This window comes from Microbacterium pseudoresistens (assembly GCF_013409745.1).
Lineage (GTDB): Bacteria > Actinomycetota > Actinomycetes > Actinomycetales > Microbacteriaceae > Microbacterium > Microbacterium pseudoresistens.
This window is the reverse complement of record NZ_JACCBH010000001.1, coordinates 1230486-1247531: the sequence shown is the minus strand read 5'-3', so window position 1 is coordinate 1247531 and position 17046 is coordinate 1230486. Positions and strand designations below refer to the sequence as shown.

Annotated in this window: 19 protein-coding genes; 1 reads left to right on the top strand and 18 read right to left on the bottom strand. The window is 70.8% G+C overall.

The window, feature by feature from the left end; genetic code table 11:
• The first annotated feature begins 23 nt into the window (after window positions 1–23).
• Window positions 24–1097 (top strand): hypothetical protein, encoded by a 1074-nt coding sequence (locus BKA02_RS06160; protein WP_179432264.1) that lies wholly within the window; start codon window positions 24–26, stop codon window positions 1095–1097.
• Between the two features lie 24 nt (window positions 1098–1121).
• Here the strand turns inward: BKA02_RS06160 and BKA02_RS06155 are convergent, their stop codons facing one another.
• The 18 genes from BKA02_RS06155 to BKA02_RS06075 all read right to left on the bottom strand — a co-directional run bounded on the left by BKA02_RS06155 (window position 1122) and on the right by BKA02_RS06075 (window position 17031).
• The gene (locus tag BKA02_RS06155) at window positions 1122–3131 is read right to left on the bottom strand and encodes a bifunctional copper resistance protein CopD/cytochrome c oxidase assembly protein (RefSeq protein ID WP_218844791.1); all 2010 of its coding nucleotides are present in this window, start codon (window positions 3129–3131) and stop codon (window positions 1122–1124) included.
• Window positions 3132–3321: 190 nt separating this feature from the next.
• Window positions 3322–3609, bottom strand: a complete 288-nt coding sequence (locus BKA02_RS06150) for an HU family DNA-binding protein (RefSeq protein ID WP_179432262.1) — start codon at window positions 3607–3609, stop codon at window positions 3322–3324.
• 298 nt (window positions 3610–3907) lie between these two features.
• Window positions 3908–4120, bottom strand: a complete 213-nt coding sequence (locus BKA02_RS14330) for a DUF559 domain-containing protein (protein ID WP_343045361.1) — start codon at window positions 4118–4120, stop codon at window positions 3908–3910.
• 21 nt (window positions 4121–4141) lie between these two features.
• A complete protein-coding gene (locus tag BKA02_RS06145) occupies window positions 4142–4729 on the bottom strand; it encodes a type IV toxin-antitoxin system AbiEi family antitoxin domain-containing protein (protein WP_246285984.1) in 588 nt (195 codons plus the stop codon).
• Window positions 4730–4988: 259 nt separating this feature from the next.
• A complete protein-coding gene (gene rpsN / locus BKA02_RS06140; RefSeq protein ID WP_179432260.1) occupies window positions 4989–5294 on the bottom strand; it encodes a 30S ribosomal protein S14 in 306 nt (101 codons plus the stop codon).
• A gap of 3 nt (window positions 5295–5297) precedes the next feature.
• The gene (gene rpmG, locus BKA02_RS06135) at window positions 5298–5468 is read right to left on the bottom strand and encodes a 50S ribosomal protein L33 (RefSeq protein WP_179432258.1); all 171 of its coding nucleotides are present in this window, start codon (window positions 5466–5468) and stop codon (window positions 5298–5300) included.
• On the bottom strand, window positions 5468–5704 hold the full coding sequence (gene rpmB, locus BKA02_RS06130; protein ID WP_179432256.1) for a 50S ribosomal protein L28: 237 nt from the start codon (window positions 5702–5704) through the stop codon (window positions 5468–5470). Before rpmB ends, rpmG begins: the two co-directional genes overlap by 1 nt.
• Window positions 5705–5846: 142 nt before the next feature.
• A complete protein-coding gene (locus BKA02_RS06125; protein ID WP_179432254.1) occupies window positions 5847–6524 on the bottom strand; it encodes a DNA-3-methyladenine glycosylase in 678 nt (225 codons plus the stop codon).
• A 5-nt stretch (window positions 6525–6529) separates the two neighbouring features.
• The gene (locus BKA02_RS06120) at window positions 6530–8113 is read right to left on the bottom strand and encodes a hypothetical protein (RefSeq protein ID WP_179432252.1); all 1584 of its coding nucleotides are present in this window, start codon (window positions 8111–8113) and stop codon (window positions 6530–6532) included.
• Window positions 8103–8912: a TIGR03943 family putative permease subunit gene (locus BKA02_RS06115; RefSeq protein ID WP_179432250.1), complete on the bottom strand. Its 810-nt coding sequence runs from the start codon at window positions 8910–8912 to the stop codon at window positions 8103–8105. Before BKA02_RS06115 ends, BKA02_RS06120 begins: the two co-directional genes overlap by 11 nt.
• On the bottom strand, window positions 8905–9954 hold the full coding sequence (locus tag BKA02_RS06110; protein ID WP_425487509.1) for a permease: 1050 nt from the start codon (window positions 9952–9954) through the stop codon (window positions 8905–8907). Before BKA02_RS06110 ends, BKA02_RS06115 begins: the two co-directional genes overlap by 8 nt.
• 7 nt (window positions 9955–9961) lie before the next feature.
• On the bottom strand, window positions 9962–10384 hold the full coding sequence (locus tag BKA02_RS06105; RefSeq protein ID WP_179432245.1) for a Fur family transcriptional regulator: 423 nt from the start codon (window positions 10382–10384) through the stop codon (window positions 9962–9964).
• 166 nt (window positions 10385–10550) lie between these two features.
• On the bottom strand, window positions 10551–11405 hold the full coding sequence (locus BKA02_RS06100; protein ID WP_179432243.1) for a metal ABC transporter permease: 855 nt from the start codon (window positions 11403–11405) through the stop codon (window positions 10551–10553).
• Between the two features lie 106 nt (window positions 11406–11511).
• On the bottom strand, window positions 11512–12333 hold the full coding sequence (locus tag BKA02_RS06095) for a metal ABC transporter ATP-binding protein (RefSeq protein WP_179435262.1): 822 nt from the start codon (window positions 12331–12333) through the stop codon (window positions 11512–11514).
• Window positions 12334–12407: 74 nt separating this feature from the next.
• Window positions 12408–13430 (bottom strand): metal ABC transporter solute-binding protein, Zn/Mn family, encoded by a 1023-nt coding sequence (locus BKA02_RS06090; RefSeq protein WP_179432241.1) that lies wholly within the window; start codon window positions 13428–13430, stop codon window positions 12408–12410.
• 74 nt (window positions 13431–13504) lie between these two features.
• Complete coding sequence (locus tag BKA02_RS06085) at window positions 13505–14851, bottom strand: dihydrolipoamide acetyltransferase family protein (RefSeq protein WP_179432239.1); 1347 nt, start codon at window positions 14849–14851, stop codon at window positions 13505–13507.
• Between the two features lie 24 nt (window positions 14852–14875).
• A complete protein-coding gene (locus BKA02_RS06080; RefSeq protein WP_246285983.1) occupies window positions 14876–15907 on the bottom strand; it encodes an alpha-ketoacid dehydrogenase subunit beta in 1032 nt (343 codons plus the stop codon).
• Complete coding sequence (locus tag BKA02_RS06075; RefSeq protein WP_179432236.1) at window positions 15904–17031, bottom strand: thiamine pyrophosphate-dependent enzyme; 1128 nt, start codon at window positions 17029–17031, stop codon at window positions 15904–15906. The genes BKA02_RS06080 and BKA02_RS06075 overlap by 4 nt, the downstream gene beginning before the upstream one ends.
• Between the last annotated feature and the right edge of the window lie 15 nt (window positions 17032–17046).

The following is a 17046-nucleotide window of genomic DNA, read 5'->3' as shown; positions in this document are numbered from 1 at the left end:
AGCGCATCCCTAGACTGACGAGCATGCAGCAGCCCCGCGCCGGTCGACGACGCGCATCCGCCCGTCTGTCGACGGACCTGGCCCTGCTCGCCGTCATCGGCCTCGTGCTCATCGCCGCACTCGCGGCGGGCGCAGCGGCGATGTATCGCTCCTTCTACAGCCCCTCGGCATTCGTGCAGCACTATCTGGGGCTGATCTCCGAGGGCCGTGCGGCCGACGCGCTGCAGGTGTCGGGCGTCGCCCTCGAGCGCACCGCGCAGGGCCACGCCGATATCGACACCAACGCCTCCGACGCACTGCTGCGTCAGGCCGCGCTGTCGACCCTCACCGACATCGCCATCACCGACGAGCATCGCGACGGCGACGACACCGTCGTCACCGCGTCGTACGTGGCGGGCGGGCACGACGGCTCGACAACCTTCCGCGTGCGGCAGGACGGCTGGATCGGCGTCGTCCCCGCCTGGCGCTTCTCGACAAGCCCGCTCGCCGTGATCGAGCTCACGCTGCGCGGCTCCGAGCAGTTCACGGTCAACGGCTTCGAGCTCGACCGTCGCCAGGTGGCGGCGGCAGGGGTGGATGCGCCCCCGCTCGAGCCCGTGCCGCTGCTGGTGTTCTCGCCCGGGCTGTACTCGGTGAGCGTCGACACGGCGATCGCGAAGACGAAGGGCGTGAGCCTGCTCGCCGACACTCCGCTCGCCACCACGCCACTGGACCTGCAGGCCGAGGCGACGAAGGAGTTCATCGCCGTCGTGCAGGAGCAGGTCGACTCGTTCCTCACCCAGTGCACCACCCAGCAGGTGCTGCAGCCCACCTCGTGCCCGTTCGGCATGGCGATCAACAACCGCATCACCGAACTGCCCACGTGGTCGATCGTGGCGATGCCCCAGGTCACCGTCGTGCCCGACGGCGCGAACTGGAAGATCCCGCCGACATCGGCGACGGCTCACATCACGGTCGAGGTGCAGTCGCTCTTCGACGGGTCAATCACCGAGATGGATGAGGATGTGCCGTTCCGCCTCGACGGGACGATCGTCATCCTCCCCGACGGCAGCGCATCCATCAGCGTCGGCTCGCCCGACCTCGGCGACGGCGCCTGACGCCCGTCCGGGGGATGCGGTGGGTCAGCGGCCGCGCTCGGCCAGGCGTCGGTCGCGCTCGGCGAGCTCGGCGAGGTGCGCGTTGTACTCCGCCAGCTCGGCGTCGCCGGTACGGTCGGCGTGACGATCTCGGCGCTTCTCGGCGCGCGCGTCGCTGCGGCTCCACTGGATCGCCACGGTGATGGCGAGGATGAGCGTGGGGATCTCCCCCACCGACCAGGCGATCCCACCGCCGACGTACTGATCCTCCATGGGCGTCGCCCCCCACGTGCGCCCCATCGACCCGAACCATTCGGCGACGATCAGGCCCGTCTGCATCATGATCGCCACCCCGAAGAAGGCGTGCGTCGCCATCACGGCGATCAGCGTGATGAGCCGGCCCGGATACGGCAGACGGTACGGCACGGGGTCGACGCCGATGAGGCTCAGCACGAACAGGTATCCGGCGATGAGGAAGTGGATCGTCATCCACTCGTGCCCGAGGTGGTCGTTCATCACCCAGCGCACGATGTCGGTGAAGTAGAACGCCCACAGCGACAGCACGAAGATCGCCGCGGCGACGAACGGATGCGTCACGACGCGCGAGAAAGGAGTGTGCACCGCCCAGAGGATCCATTCCCTGGCGCCGCGCGTACCATCGTCGCGTTTGTCGATCGCCCGCAGCGCGAGCGTGACCGGGGCGCCGGAGACGAGCAACAGCGGCAGCGCCATGGACAGGATCATGTGCCCGAGCATGTGCACGCTGAAGAGGTATTCCTGGTACGCGTTGACCGCGCCGCCGGTGACCCACAGCAGCAGGAGCATGCCCGCCAGCCACAGGATCGTGCGGTGGATGGGCCATGCGTCGCCCCGGCGGCGCAGCCGCCTCACGCCGAGCAGGTAGAGCACGGCGCCGAACACGGCGGCGAGCGCCCAGATGAGATCGAGATCCCACTGGGTGAACCAGCGGCCGAAGGTGAGCTCGGGCGGCACGGGCGATCCGGTGAGGAACTCCGCCGGCGTGCGCGCGGTCGGCACCTGGTCTCCCGTCGGCGGGGGGGTGCGGGCGAGGGCGACGGCCGCACCGGATGCGGCGCCCATCAGCGCGAGCTCGGCGAGCACGAGAGTCCAGAACGACCGCAGTGCTGTCGTGCGCCGCGCCGCGGCACCCTTGCCCGTGCGCCCCTCCGCGGATGCGTCGATGCGCGGGATGAGGCGGGTGCGGTACCAGGCGCCGAAGCATCCGAGGAGCACGAGCAGCACGGCCTTGGCCGCGACGAGCGCACCGTACGGGGTCCACAGCCCCGACCACGTGCCGACCGAGATCACGGTGCGCGCGATGCCCGAGACGGCGATCACGATGTAGGCGACGAGCGCGAGTGCGGAGTAGCGGCGCAGCACGGCGCCGATGGCCACCGGCCGCTCCTTGCCGCGCACGGGGTGCTCCTCTGCCGCGGCGAGGTCGGTGCGCGTGCCGCGGAGCACGATGAGCAGGAGGAGCCCGCCGACCCACACGGCGGCGCCGAGGGTGTGCAGCAGCAGCGAGTTGACGGCCATCTCGTGCCCCGACAGCTCGCCGGCGTGGCCCTGCGTGGCCAGCGGCACGAAGGTGGCGGCGGCCAGCAGCGCCGTGAGCAGGGCCATCGTCCACGAGCGGAACGCGAAGGTGGCGATCGTGACAATGGCCCCGCCGATGACGGTGATCAGCCAGGCCCGGCCGAGGTCGAGCTCGGTGAGGAACCGGCCGAACTGGGCGCCGAACTCAGGGCCCGTGTCGACGGTGACGGGAAAGGCGAGCAAGAAGGTGAAGAAGGCGGCGATCGCCGAGGCGACCGTGTACACCGCGGCGCCGACCGAGGCGGTGTCCATGGCGACGTCGAAGGAGCGATCGCCGGCCCGCAGCGCGAACAGGGCCAGCACGAGCGAGCCGAGCATCGCCGCGGCGCCGAGGTTGCTCAGGAGCTTGACGACCGGAAGGGTCCAGCGCACGACGGGGCCGGCATCCGCGATGACGGTCGGCGCAGCGCCGCCGCCCAGCCACAGAGCCACGAGCATGGTCGCGACCGCCGTGACGATCAGGATCGCCGGGCCCGCCACACGCAGGATCGCACGCGCATCCGCCCGAGGCGGAGAGGAGGGCCGGGTCACCTCACCAGCCTAGGTCGTGGCGCTGTGAACTCGACCCCCGGGCATGTTCGAGGCCGCCCCTCCGTACGGACGGGGCGGCCTCGAACAGCGAATCGTCTTACTTGACGGCGGCCTTGAGCTTGGAGCCGGCGGTCACCTTGACGCGCTTGCCGGCCGGGATCTTGATCTCGGCGCCGGTCTGCGGGTTGCGGCCGGTGCGGGCGGCGGTGGCGACCTGCTCGAAGGCGATCCAGCCGGGGATCGAGACCTTGCTGCCCTTGGCGACAGCGTCGGAGACGGTCGAGAACAGCGCGTCGAGAACGCCCGAAACGGCGGCCTGGCTCTGTCCGGTGGCGCTGGCGATGCTCGCGACGAGCTCGGTCTTGGTGATGGACTTGTCAGCCATTTCATCCTCCAGCGACGAAGTACGTCGCATCGTGTTTCTTCAGTCCGGAAGAGCGGATGCCCCCCGACGGTCGATCGACCGCCTTGAATGTACCAACCACAGCCTGTTTTTCCGCGTCATTTCGCGGGTTTTGACGTTTTCTGACCGCGTGTCGCACCACATCCGTCACATCCGTCACAAATTTCGCCGTCCGCCCCATCCCCGCCCCGGGAGGAGAACTCACGTTCGGGAGGAGATTCCGGGGGCAAGGATCCTCCCGAGCACGAGAACTCCGCCGGATCCTGCGGCAGGTCGGCCCTCACGCCCGGTGTAGTCCCTGCGCGATCGCCGTCATGATCAGCAACTGCACCTCGGGCCACCGGTGCATCAGCTGCACATAGCTCACCCGGATGACGTGGTATCCGCGGAGCATCAGCCGCGCGTCGTGATCGATGTCGGAGGTGCGCTGGGCGCCCACGTGATGGCCGCCGTCGATCTGCACGATGAGCCGTTCGCCGATGAGGCAGTCCACGCGATGACCGAGCACCCAGGCCTACGGGACCAGCGGCACCTTCAGCCACCCCAGCCGGGTGAGGAAGATGCTCTCGGTGCCCGCATCCGCGAACGGATGCGCATCGTCGACCAGCTCGCGCGCCGCCGGCGGCAGCGGCGTACGCCGCATCACGTCTCGGTCGAGCAGCCCCTTCTTCGCCGCCGACTCCCACACCGCCCGGGCCGCCTCATACGGCTGGCACCGCGCGATGAGGATGAGCGCGTTCTCGAGCGAGTCCTCCCACGTCTCCGGATCGCGAGGGAACACCGGGGCGCTCCAGTGGATGACGCCCTTGCTCGTGCGCGCGTGGCCGGAGCTCGGCGGCGCCGCGACATGGGGCTCATCGTGGTCGAGCACCCAGAGGCCGCGCCGCGCCGCCAGAGTGATGCAACTGAGCACCACGCCCCGGCGAGCCGCGGCGAGCAGCATCGGATCCGCATCCGCAAGCGCGACCCATCCGCGACGCGCCGAGTGCACCAGCCCCTGCTCGCGTGCCCTGCGCAGCGCGTGCGCGCTCACACCTGCCCGACGCAACGTGTCGACCCGGGCGATTCCGTTGCGTTCGCGCAGCTGTGCGATCGGATCCATCGCCCGATCCTCGCGCAGCGCGCAGACGCATCCGAGTCGGGAACCCGCGTTCGGTGCAGAAGAAGTTCCAGCGGCGGGATGGGGAGGAAGACCCGGCGTGTGCTTCTCTGGAGGAGAACTCACGTTCGGGAGGACACTCCGAGGGGAAGAATCCTCCCGAGCACGAGAACTCCTCCCGAGCATGCGGCCCGCGCGACGGGCAGAGGATGCGAAAGGGGCGGGGATCCGAAGATCCCCGCCCCTGAAACGCTCTGGGTGCTTACCAGCTGGACTTGGTCACACCGGGCAGCTCGCCGCGGTGGGCCATGTCGCGGAAGCGGACGCGCGAGATGCCGAACTTCGACAGCACGCCGCGGGGGCGGCCGTCGATGACATCGCGCGAGCGCAGACGCACAGGCGAAGCGTTGCGGGGCAGCTTCTGCAGGCCGACACGGGCGGCCTCGCGCTGCTCGTCGGTCGAGTTGGGGTCGACCAGGGCCTTCTTCAGCTCGGCGCGGCGCTCGGCGTAGCGGGCGACGACAGCCTCACGCTGCGTGTTGCGCGCGATCTTGCTCTTCTTAGCCATGGATCAACGCTCCTCTCGGAATTCGACGTGCTTGCGGACCACCGGGTCGTACTTCTTCAGCACGATGCGGTCGGGGGTGTTGCGACGGTTCTTGCGGGTCACGTAGGTGTACCCGGTTCCTGCCGTCGAACGCAGCTTGATGATCGGACGGACGTCCTGCGCCTTCTTCGCCATTAGAGCTTCACACCCTTCGCGATCAGGTCCTTCACGACGTTGTCGATGCCGCGCGCGTCGATCACCTTGATGCCCTTGGCGGACACGTTCAGGGTGACCTTACGGCCGAGCGACGGCACATAGTAGGTCTTGCGCTGCACGTTCGGGTCGAAGCGACGCTTCGTCCGGCGGTGCGAGTGCGAGACGTTGTGACCGAAGCCGGGAACAGCACCGGTCACCTGGCACACTGCTGCCATAGTGGTGACTCCTTCAATACCGTGAGACCGGACGGTCTCACCCAAGATCCCTTGTCGGCATCCCGCTTCTTCGGGCACGACCGGGGCCGCTGGGAAGAGGGAGGGATGCGAACTGCGCACAGGAGCGTGCACAGACAAGGAGTCAGTCTAGCATGGCGGCGGCTTCGGCTGCGCCGCGTCCCCAGCGGAACGGCGACACCGTCGGATCGCCCGTGATCCAGAACCGCCACGGGAACGCCGCCGTGCCCGCGATCCCGGCGACCCCCACGCGCGGCCCGCTCGAGACGTCGGCGACCGGGTCGCCCAGCCACAACTCGGCGATCGCGCCCTCCTTCGCCGCCCCGCCGATCACGTCGATGCCGTCGTGCCGCGGATGCCGCAGCCCCGACGCCTGCCCGAACCGGCCCGGCCCGCGGGCGAGATCGCGCACCGCCGTGGGGCGCAGCGGAGACGCGGCACCGCGGCGGCCGGCCACGGCATCCAGTCCCCCGATCACCTCGCCCGCCCGCAGCAGCACTCCGCCCGCGGTGCCCTCGGACCCGCAGACGACGTTGACGCAGGAGTGGATGCCGTGGCTGAGGTACACGTACAAGTGCCCCGGCTCGCCCCACATCGTCGCGTTGCGGGCAGTGGGGCCCATGCGCGCGTGCGATCCGGGATCGGGCGTCTCACCCGTGCCACGGCCGTGGTAGGCCTCGACCTCGGTGATCCGCAGCACCGCCTCCACCCCGTCGACGACCGTGCGCAGGTGCGCGCCGAGCAGCCGCGGGGCTACCTGCACAGGGAGCCCCTCGAGGTCGGCGCGTGTCGCGCGGCGCATCCCGGTCACAGCCGGGGCCCGGTCGCGCACCACGACGGGTCGAAGCCCGACAGCACCACCTGCTCATCACCGGTCCTCGTGTCGAGGATGTGCATCTGGAGGGTCATCGGCAGCGGCAGGAGGGAGCGGTCGTGGCGGTTCTCGACGAGGTTCGGCGCAACGACGATCGCCGCGTACTGGCCGCTGGGAGAGGCGCACGCCTGCACGATGACGTCGGATCCGGTGACCGAGTACAGCATCTCCGCGGCACCGTCGTCGTCGACCCGCACGATGCCCTGCCCGGTGGGCAGTCCCGCCGCGTCGCGCGCCGTGGTGTGGCGCAGCGTGCCGCCGGGGAAGGGGATGATCGTCCGCGGGATGCCGAAGTCGGGCTCGGACGCCGGCAGCGGGCTGACCGACCCGTCGGCGAGGTCGAGCTCGAGCAGCTGGAAGTCGCGCTGCACGATGGCCGTGTATGTGCCGCGCGAGATGCCCTCGATCGTCTGCGTGAGACCGAGCGGGGTGGGGCCTGCATCGCCCGAGCGGTCGTCGATGTACAGCGTGCCGGTGAAGTCGATGAACAGCGCCGCGGACGAGTCGGGCACGAACTGCCACTCGGCGATGCTGGGCGTGTTGTCGGGCAGTTCGACGATCGTCGGCTCGCCCCCCTTCAGCGACTGCGTCACGAGCACGCCGGCGCGGCCGCTGTCGGCGCTCACGTTCTGATCCGTGTACGTGTAGCCGACGAGCCCGCCGCGCTCGGAGACCTGCAGCCGTGCGACGTACCCGGTGCCGGGAAGGGCGAGCTCCTTCTCGTTCGCGCCGTCGCGGTCCATCACCCGCAGCTGCGAGAGGCCGTCGACCTCGGTCGCCACGACGAGGCGGTCGTCGGTGGTGCGGAAGTCGGTGATGCTCTCGCTGCGGAACACGGGCACCGCCTTCTCGCCCGAGAGGTCGGTGCGAAAGATCACGTCGTCGCCCTCGGGGTCGCGCTGCAGGAGGAACAGCTGCGCAGCCGGGGTGCGGAAGCTCGTGGTGAGTGTCGAGGCGGGGCCGCCGCCCGCCGCCGTGAGGTCGTTCGCCGTCACGGTGTACTCGGTGTCGTCGTCGAGCGGCACGGTGAAGCGGATGCCCAGGCCGCGCCCGGCGGTGTCGACCGTGAACGGCACAGCCGGGTCGACGCTCACCTGCGCCGGATCGACCTCGGCGAGCGGCTGGTTGGCGGTGAGGATGAGGCGTGTGCCGGAGTCTTCGACCGCCGCGGCAGGGTCGACCGAGACCGACGCGATCCGCGGGCCCTGGAACAGGCTCACCGCGCTGAGGCCGGCCACGACGAGCACGAGCGCGCCGAGCACGGCCGCGAGCGCGATGCCGAACCGGCGCCCGTTCCCGCGCGTCGCCTGCGGCCCTGGCTTCGCCTCCGGCTCCGGCTTCGCCTGAGGCTCCGGCCTCGCCTGCGGCCCTGCGGGCATCCGAGGGGTGACGGGGGTGGGCGCCTCGTCGACCGTAGGCGGAGCGGGGTCACTCGCCCGCTGCGCGGCCTCCTCGGCCTCGCGCAGCGCGCGGGCCTCGGCACGGGTCCGCGGCCGGCCGACGTCGTCAGTGCTCATAGGGGTCTCCCGGCTCGTCGATCCGGGTCACCTGCGTGGGCTCGACGTGCAGGGCTCCGGCGTCGTCGACGCGCACGACGCCGGTGATCTGCAGCCAGTCGCCCACGGCGTAGTCGCTCTGCCACTTCTCGATCACGAGCGGCACGGCCGCCGGCTGCGCGTCGATCACGCAGTGCGTGATGACCATGCGGGTCAGCCGCACCTCGTCGTCGGTCTCGGCCGGGGTGAGGAAGCCGGTGAGCTCCACCTCCGCGCCGTCGTAGGTCTCGGGTCGCGGCGAGGTCGCGAACACGCTCGACCAGTCGCCGATCCCGAATCCGCTCGTGTCGGTGGCCGTGCCGAGGGCGACCACGTCGGACCCGGCGAAGAGCACGTCCGCTCCCGGATCGCGCGACATGGCGAGCTCGACCGACAGCGATGCAGGCGGCAGCAGCAGGGCACCGGCCACGATGCCGGTGGCGATCACGCCGCCCGCGACGGTGGCGGTGGCGCCGAGCGCCCGGCGCGCCGCGCCACCGGCGTGGTCGTGATCATGCGCATCCATGGCGTCATGGTCGTGCCCGTGGTCGGCCTCTGCGCCCAGCGGCAGCGTGAACGACCAGATCGCGCCCGCGAGGGTCACGACCGCAGCCGCGCAGGCGAACCACACCGACTCGGGGCTGATGTAGAGGGTGAGGCGCCCGGTGAGCCCGAGCACGAGGGTGACGACGGAGATGACCGATGCGAGACCCACGCCCAGCCAGCGCCCGCCGAGGGAGCGGCGACGGTCGACGCGGGTGACATCATGCGGCTCAGGCAAGGACGTTCACCCCGATCCCGATCCCGAACGCGGCGAGGATGACCACCGCGACGATGCCGGCGAGCGTGCGGGCGGTGAAGGTGGTACGCAGCAGCGCGAGCATCTTGATGTCGACGAGCGGGCCGACGAGGAGGAACGCGATGAGCGCCCCCGACGAGAAGGTGGAGGCGAACGACAGGGCGAAGAACGCATCCACGTTGGAGCAGATCGCCACGGTGATGGCGAGGGCGATCATCGCCACGATCGACAGCACCGGGTTGGCGCCGATGGCCAGCAGCACGTCGCGCGGCACGAGCACTTGCACGCCCCCCGCGAGCGCGGACCCGATGACGAGAGCGGGCATGACGGCGCGCAGTTCGATGAGGAACTGGGTGAGGCTGCGGCGCACGGGAGTGCCCGGCTCGTGCGCGACCCGCTCGCACGTGTCGCGGAAATGCGAGGTGAGCAGGGCGTCGGGCGCGGGGTGGCGGCTGTAGATCCAGCCGATGAGGTTGGCGATGAGGTAGCCGCCGACGAGGCGGGCGACGAGGATGCCGCCGTCCCATCCGAACGCGGCGTGCGTGGTGAGGATGACGATGGGGTTGACGATGGGTGCCGCCATGAGAAAGGTCAGGGCCTCGGCGGGCGCGAGGCCGCGCATCATCAGGCCGCGGGCGAACGGCACGTTGCCGCACTCGCAGACCGGGATGAGCATCCCGAGCAGCGACAGCACGGCGCGGCGCGCCCATCCGGACTTCGGCAGGATGCGTTCGATCACGCCGTCGGGTAGCCACACCTGCACGACGATCGACAGCAGCACGCCCAGCACGACGAACGGGAGGGCCTCGAACAGCACGCTGAGCGAGAGCGTCAGCCCGTCTTGCACGCGGGTGGGCAGCGCCGCGGGGAACAGCGAAGGGGCGAACACGTCGATCGCGACGAGCGCGCCCACGGCCACGGCGCCCAGCAGGGCGGCGATACCCGGATGGATGCGGCGGCGCGGTCGCGCGACGGCCGTGCCGACGGGCCGCTCCCGCCGGGGGCCCGGTGAGGTGATCGTCACGCCGGACTCACGCCTTCTCGGCGCGGTCTGCAGCGGCATCGGCGATGCCAGCGCAGGCGCCGCATAGGCCGAAGATGTCGACGACGTGCTCGGCGTCGCGGAATCCGTGCAGGGCGGCCGTGCGGCGCGCCCACTGCTCGACGTCGGTCGCCTCGATCTCGACCGTCAGCCCGCAGGAGCGGCAGATGAGGTGATGGTGGTGCGCCTGGGTCTCGCACGCCCGGTACAGCGCTTCCCCGTCGGGGCTCTGCAGCGTGTCGGCGTCGCCCGAGGCGGCCAGGCCCGACAGGGCCCGGTACACGGTCGCCAGGCCGATGCCGGTGTTCTCCTCGCGGAGCGTGGCGTGCAGGGTCTGCGCACTCACGAAGCCCCGCGCATCCGCGAGGGCGTCGCGCACGCGCTCACGCTGCCAGGTGTTGCGCTGAGCCATGCCACGAGTCTATGGCCGCCGCATCCACCCGGGCTGGGAGCCGGCGCGGCGCATCCGTCCGCCCTTTCCGCGAGTGACCGGGATCCCGCCGAGTGAGCGGGTTGTTCCGGGAAACACGCCGTGCACTCGACGACAAGCCGTGCACTCGCGGGGAGTCGAGCGGGTGTCAGGCGCGACGCACGCGTTCGCGCGAGCGCTGCACGGCCCAGCAGACGAGGTAGATCGCGAACGAGATGGTCGTGATGTAAGGGCTCACCGGAAGGGTGCCGGCCAGGGCGAGCAGGATGCCCCCGACGGCCGAGACGAAGCCGAACACCGCCGCGAGCACGGGAACCGCGACGGGCCCCGCCGCGATGCGCATCGCGGCGGCCGCGGGCGTCACGAGCAGCGCCATCACGAGCAGGGCGCCGATGATGTGCACGGCGACGGCCACGATGAGCCCGAGCAGCACCATGAACACCAGGCCGATGGCGCCGGTGGGGATGCCGCGGGCCTGCGCCGAGACGGGGTCGAGCGAGTCGAACCGCAACGGATTCCAGACGAGCACGAGCACGACGAGCACCACAGCGCTGATGCCGATGAGCCAGCCGAGATCCGGGGAAGAGACCGCGACGATCTGGCCGGTCAGCAGGCTGAACCGGTTCGCGCTGCGACCGTCGTAGAGCGAGAGGAACAGGATGCCCAGGCCCAGCCCGAACGGCATGAGCACACCGACGATCGAGTTTCGCTCACGCGCGCGCGATCCCAGGAGGCCGATGAGGATGGCCGCGACGAGCGCCCCGCCGATCGAGCCGGCCACGACGCTGCCGCCGAAGAGCAGCGCGGCGGCGGCGCCGGCGAACGACAGTTCGCTCACCCCGTGCACGGCGAAGGCGAGGTCGCGCTGCATGACGAAGACGCCGACCAGCCCGCCGACCACGCCGAGCACGGCGCCGGCGATGATCGAGTTGGCCAGCAGCGCGACGAGCGCCCCGTAGTCCTGGAACGAGAACACATCGCCCCAGTCGAGTGCGGGAATCATGCGCGACCTCCCCGGCGCAGCATCCGAGAACGGCACGTCCTCCCGACGAACCGGGGCGATTCGTCGGGCGCCGGCGTCGATCCCGGGAGCACGTGCGGGCCGGGGATCATGCGGCGCTCCGCGGATCGTCGTCGTGGTCGTGCGCGTGGTGCGGTTCGGCATCCGGGATGCCGACGACCACGAGCCGGTCGCCCGCGCGCAGCACGAACACCGGCGCACCGTACAGGTCGGTGAGCACGCGGGTCTGCAGCACCTCGTCGGGGGTGCCGAGCATGAACCGGCCGCCGGCGATGTAAAGGATGCGGTCGACCCGCCCGAGGATCGGGTTGATGTCGTGCGTGACGAACAGCACCGCCGCGCCGTGCTCGCGCCGCTGGCGGTCGATGATGTCGGTGACGCCCTGCTGGTTGGCGAGGTCGAGATTCGACAGGGGTTCGTCGCACAGCAGCAGCGAGGGACGATCCACTAGCGCCTGCCCGACCCGCAGTCGTTGCTGCTCGCCGCCGGAGAGGTCGCCCACCCGGCGGTCGGCGAAGTGCGCGGCGCCGACATCGCGCAGCACCGCATCCACCCGTTCGCGGTCGCCACGGCGGGCGATGGGCGGGCCGAATCGGGGGCCCTGCACGCCGAGCGCGACGACGTCTCTCGCGCGCATGCTCGTGTGGGCGGCGAACGGCCGCTGCTGGGGGATGTAGCCGATGCGGCGGTCGCCGCGCTGCACGGGTCGGCTCTCGATGCGGATGCTGCCCGCGCTGAGCGGTTGCAGGCCGAGGATGCTCCGCAGCAGCGTCGTCTTGCCGGATCCGCTCGGCCCGAGCACGGCGATGAACTCGCCCGGGGCGACGTCGAGGTCGAGCCCCGACCACAGCTCGCGGTCATCGCGGCCGCGGCCCTGCGGGCGATGCAGGGCCGCGCCGCGGATCGTCAGAACAGCGGCGTCGTCGAACGCGGAGCCGTTCTCCCCCGCGGAGGCCGGGCGCGCGGGGCGCGCACCCGTCGCGCTCACGCGTCGAGCGCTGCGGCGAGGGACCCGATCGCGTCACGCATCCACTCAGCGTACGACGTTCCTTCGGGAAGGATCTCGCTGAAGGCGACGACGGGGATGCCCGCGGCGGTCGCCGCGTCTTCGACCTTCTGCGTCTCGGCGCCCCCGGTCTGCGCGTTGGTGAGCACGGCGCGCACCGTGCCGCCGTCGATCACCTCGAGCGCGGCGAGCAGCGTGGCGGGAGGCACGTCGCGCCCCTCCTCCACGGCCTCGGCGAAGCCCTCGGGGGTGAGGTCTTCCAGGCCCGCGGCCGAGGCGAGGTAGCCGGGCACCGGTTCGGTGATGAACACGCCCGCGCCGCCGGCCGTGCCCTTGAGGGCGTCCAGCTGCGCTTCGGCGTCTTCGAGCTCGCCGATCAGCACGGCCGCATTCGCCTCGTAGTCATCGGCGCCCTCGGGGTCGAGCTCGCCGAGGTGGTGCGCGATGTCCTCGGCGAGATGGATCATGGTGTGCGGGTCGAACCACACGTGCTCGTTGAAGCCCTCGATGTGGTCGTGACCCTCGTGGTCGCCGTGGTCGTGATCGGCGTCTTCCTGGTCCGCGTCGTCATGGGCGTGATCGGCGTCTTCGGCATCCGCGTCGGCGTGGTCTTCGTGCGACGAGGCGCCGGGGTAGTCGTGCGAGAACTCGACCGCCATGATCACGGGAACGTCCTGCGCGTCGGCGAGGAGCGTGTCCATGAACGCGTCGTAGCCGCCGCCGTTCTCGATGACGAGGTCGGCATCCTGCACCGTGAGCCGGTCGCGCGCGCTCGCCTCGTACGAGTGCGGATCCTGCGTCGCCGAGGTGATGATCGAGTGCACGTCGACCCGGTCGCCGCCGATGGTCGCGGCGATGTCGCCGTAGACGTTCGTGGTCGCCACCACCGTCAGCCCCCCGGATGTCGTGCCGTCGCCCTCTGCGGCGGCACCGGAGGCGCACCCGGCGAGCGCGAGGGCGGAGACGGACAGGGCGGCAAGGAGGGGAATGGTTCGCTTCACGCGTCACACACTAACCTAAATGAGAACCATTATCAATTACGGATGCGCCGGGCACCCTTCCCGCCGCAGCCGGCTCAATCGACGAGCAGCGCCGGCTCCTCGAGCACGGCGGCGACGTCGGCGACGAAGCGGCTCATGCCGTCGCCGTCGATGATGCGGTGGTCGAAGGATCCGGCCACCGTCGTCACCCAGCGGGGGCGCACCTCGCCGTCGACCACCCACGGCTTCTGCGCGATCGTGCCCATGGCCACGATGCCTGCCTCGCCGGGGTTGATGATGGGGGTGCCCGCATCCATCCCGAACACGCCGATGTTGGTGATCGTGATCGTGCCGCCCTGCTGATCGGCCGGAGCCGTCTTGCCCTCGCGGGCCGTGAGCGTGAGGCGGTTCAGGGCTCGCGCGAGATCCTTCATGCCGAGGTTCTGCGCATCCTTGATGTTCGGCACGAGCAGGCCGCGCGGGGTGGCGGCGGCGATGCCGAGGTTCACGTAGTGGCGCACGGCGATCTCGGCGCCGTCGTCGGTCTCGATCCATGCGGCGTTGACCATCGGGGTGCGGCGCACGGCCCAGATCACGGCGCGGGCCATGATGAGCAGCGGCGAGACCTTGATGTCGGCGAAGTCGGGCGAGGCCTTCAGCCGCTTGACGAGCTCCATCGTGCGCGTGGCGTCGACCTCCTTCCACACGGTCACGTGCGGGGCGGTGTAGGCGCTCTGCACCATGGCGGATGCGCTCGCCTTGCGCACGCCCTTTACCGGGATCGACTCCGTGCGTTCCGGGTCTCCCGCGGGCGCGGGCGCGATGCCTCGTGCGAGACCCACCGGCGCGGTCGCCGGCGCGGGCATCTTCTCCTCGCGCACGGCGCCCCACTCGGGCGTCTCGATGTTGCGGAACACGCTGGCCTGCTCGGCGTGGGTCACGACGTCGTCGCGGGTCACCTCGCCGTCGGCTCCGGTCGCTGTCACGGCGGCGAGATCGACGCCGAGGTCGCGAGCGAGCTTGCGGATCGGCGGCTTGGCGATGACGCCCACCGACGAGCGCACATCGCGCGTGGGCTTCTTCCGCCGGCGGGATGTGGCGCCCGCGCCCGAGCCGTAGCCGACGAGCACGGATCCGCTGCCCTCTTCCGGTGCCTCGGCGGCCGTCGCAGGAGCATCCGGCGCGGACCCCTCGGTCGCCCCCTCGGCCACGAACGTGATGAGCGGGGTGCCGACATCGACCGTGCGACCCTCGTCGACGAGCAGCTCGCCGACGGTGCCCGCATGCGGTGAGGGCAGCTCGACGAGCGACTTGGCCGTCTCGATCTCGCAGATCACATCGTTGACGGCGACGACGTCGCCGGGGGCGACCCGCCACGAGACGACCTCGGCCTCGGTCAGTCCCTCGCCGACATCCGGCAGGGTGAAGGTCTGCGTGCTCATGTTCGTGATCCTTTGGGGAGAGAGTCAGTAGGCCAGCGCGCGATCCACGGCCTCGAGGATGCGGTCGGGGTCGGGAAGATACGTGCCCTCGAGCTTGGCGGGCGGGAACGGGGCGTCGTACCCCGACACCCGCAGCACGGGCGCCTCCAGGGCGTAGAAGGCGCGCTCCATGACGGTCGCGGCGACCTCGCTGCCCAGGCTCGTGAACCCCGGCGCCTCCTGCGCGTAGATCATGCGGCCGGTGGATCGCACCGAGTCGAGGAGGGGGCCGTAGTCGACGGGCGAGAGCGAGCGCAGATCGACGACCTCGCAGCTCGTGCCCTCCGCCTCGGCGAGCGCGGCCGCCTGCAGCAGCGTGGCGACCATGGCCCCGTGCCCGACGAGGGTCACATCGCTCCCCCGCCGCACGATGCGCGAGGAGTGCAGCTGCACGGCCGAGGCCGAGAGGTCGACCTCGCCTTTGGCCCAGTACCGGCTCTTGGGCTCCATGAAGATCACCGGATCGTTCGAGCCGATCGCCTCCTGGATCATCCAGTGCGCGTCGTTCGGCGTCGACGGCGACACCACCCGCAGCCCCGGGGTGTGCGTGAAGTACGCCTCCGGGCTCTCCTGGTGGTGCTCGACGGCGCCGATGTGCCCGCCGTACGGGATGCGGATGACGACGGGCATCGAGATCGCACCCTCATGCCGGTTGGTGATCTTGGCCAGCTGCGTGGTGATCTGGTCGAACGCGGGGAACACGAATCCGTCGAACTGGATCTCGCACACCGGCCGGAACCCGGCCATCGCCAGCCCGATCGCCGTGCCCACGATGCCCGACTCGGCCAGGGGTGTGTCGAGCACGCGCTGCTCGCCGAAGTCGCGCTGCAGGTGCTCGGTGACGCGGAAGACGCCGCCCAGGCGCCCGATGTCCTCGCCCATGAGCAGCACGCGCGGATCGTTCTCCATCGCGGCGCGCATCCCCGCGTTCAGCGCCTTGGCGAAGGGCATCGTCTCGACGCCTTTCGATGCGGACGTCTCGGCGACGGCGGGGTCGATGCCGGTGTCGGTGCTCATGCGGTGCCCTCCTCGAACGAGGCCTCGTACTGCGCGCGCCACGCGCTCTGCTCGGCCATGAGCGGATGCGGATCGCTGTACACGTGGTCGAAGATCGCGTCGGGGCCGGGCACCGGCAGCGTCAGCGTGCGGGTGCGGAGGTCGGCGGCGGCATCCGCGGCCTCGGCGTCGACGTCGTCGAACAGGCTCGCCGCGGCGCCCCGGCTCTCCAGGTAGGCGCGCATCCGTGCGATCGGATCGCGCGTGGCCCAGTCGTCCTCCTCGTCGCGGCCCCGGTACTTGGTGGGGTCGTCGCTGGTCGTGTGCGCACCGAGCCGGTAGGTCACGGCCTCGATGGCGCGCGGGCCGTCCCCTGCACGCGCCTCGTCGAGCGCGCGTCGGGTGACGGCGTAGCTGGCGAGCACGTCGTTGCCGTCGACACGGATCGAGGGCATGCCGTATCCGCCGCCGCGGCGCACGAGCGGCACCGGCGACTGCGTGCTCACCGGCACGGAGATCGCCCACTGGTTGTTCTGCAGGAAGAACACCTCGGGCGTGCGGTAGCTCGCGGCGAACACCATCGCCTCGTGCACGTCGCCCTGGCTGGATGCCCCGTCGCCGTAGTAGACCATGACGGCCTCGTCGCGCTCCGGGTCGCCCGTGCCGCACTTGCCGTCGAAGACCAGGCCCATGCCGAAGCCGGTGGCGTGCAGGGTCTGCGAGGCGAGCACGAGCGTATAGATGCGGGTGTTGCCGCCAGCGGGATCGGTCGGATCCCAGCCGCCGTGCGAGAGCCCGCGCATGACCTTGATGATGTCGACGGGATCGACGCCGCGGATGCGCGTGACCGCGTGCTCGCGGTACGAGGGGAACAGGGTGTCCTGCGGGCGCGCCGCCCTGGCCGATCCCACCTGCGCGGCCTCCTGACCGCGACTCGGCGGCCACAGGGCGAGCTGGCCCTGGCGCTGCAGATTGGTCGCCTCGGTGTCGATCGCCCGGATCACGACCATGTCGCGGTGCAGCTGCTCGAGCTCGGCATCCGGAAGGGCGTCGATCAGGGGGAGGTACTCCTCCGCGGCGGGACTCGGGGCGCGGGCACCGGTGGCGTCGAGGACGCGGACGAGTGCGGTATCGGCATCGGTCACGACCCACACGCTACC

Bases quoted from the DNA above. Each gene is read 5' to 3' on its own strand.
- rpmB (WP_179432256.1), bottom strand. From the start codon at position 5,704: ATGGCAGCAGTGTGCCAGGTGACCGGTGCTGTTCCCGGCTTCGGTCAC.
- BKA02_RS06145 (WP_246285984.1), bottom strand. From the start codon at position 4,729: ATGGATCCGATCGCACAGCTGCGCGAACGCAACGGAATCGCCCGGGTC.
- BKA02_RS06125 (WP_179432254.1), bottom strand. From the start codon at position 6,524: ATGCGCCGCGCGACACGCGCCGACCTCGAGGGGCTCCCTGTGCAGGTA.
- BKA02_RS06155 (WP_218844791.1), bottom strand. From the start codon at position 3,131: ATGCTCGTGGCTCTGTGGCTGGGCGGCGGCGCTGCGCCGACCGTCATC.
- BKA02_RS06100 (WP_179432243.1), bottom strand. From the start codon at position 11,405: ATGATTCCCGCACTCGACTGGGGCGATGTGTTCTCGTTCCAGGACTAC.
- rpmG (WP_179432258.1), bottom strand. From the start codon at position 5,468: ATGGCGAAGAAGGCGCAGGACGTCCGTCCGATCATCAAGCTGCGTTCG.
- BKA02_RS06160 (WP_179432264.1), top strand. From the start codon at position 24: ATGCAGCAGCCCCGCGCCGGTCGACGACGCGCATCCGCCCGTCTGTCG.
- rpsN (WP_179432260.1), bottom strand. From the start codon at position 5,294: ATGGCTAAGAAGAGCAAGATCGCGCGCAACACGCAGCGTGAGGCTGTC.
- BKA02_RS06105 (WP_179432245.1), bottom strand. From the start codon at position 10,384: ATGGCTCAGCGCAACACCTGGCAGCGTGAGCGCGTGCGCGACGCCCTC.
- BKA02_RS06120 (WP_179432252.1), bottom strand. From the start codon at position 8,113: ATGAGCACTGACGACGTCGGCCGGCCGCGGACCCGTGCCGAGGCCCGC.
- BKA02_RS06080 (WP_246285983.1), bottom strand. From the start codon at position 15,907: ATGAGCACCGACACCGGCATCGACCCCGCCGTCGCCGAGACGTCCGCA.
- BKA02_RS06150 (WP_179432262.1), bottom strand. From the start codon at position 3,609: ATGGCTGACAAGTCCATCACCAAGACCGAGCTCGTCGCGAGCATCGCC.
- BKA02_RS06085 (WP_179432239.1), bottom strand. From the start codon at position 14,851: ATGAGCACGCAGACCTTCACCCTGCCGGATGTCGGCGAGGGACTGACC.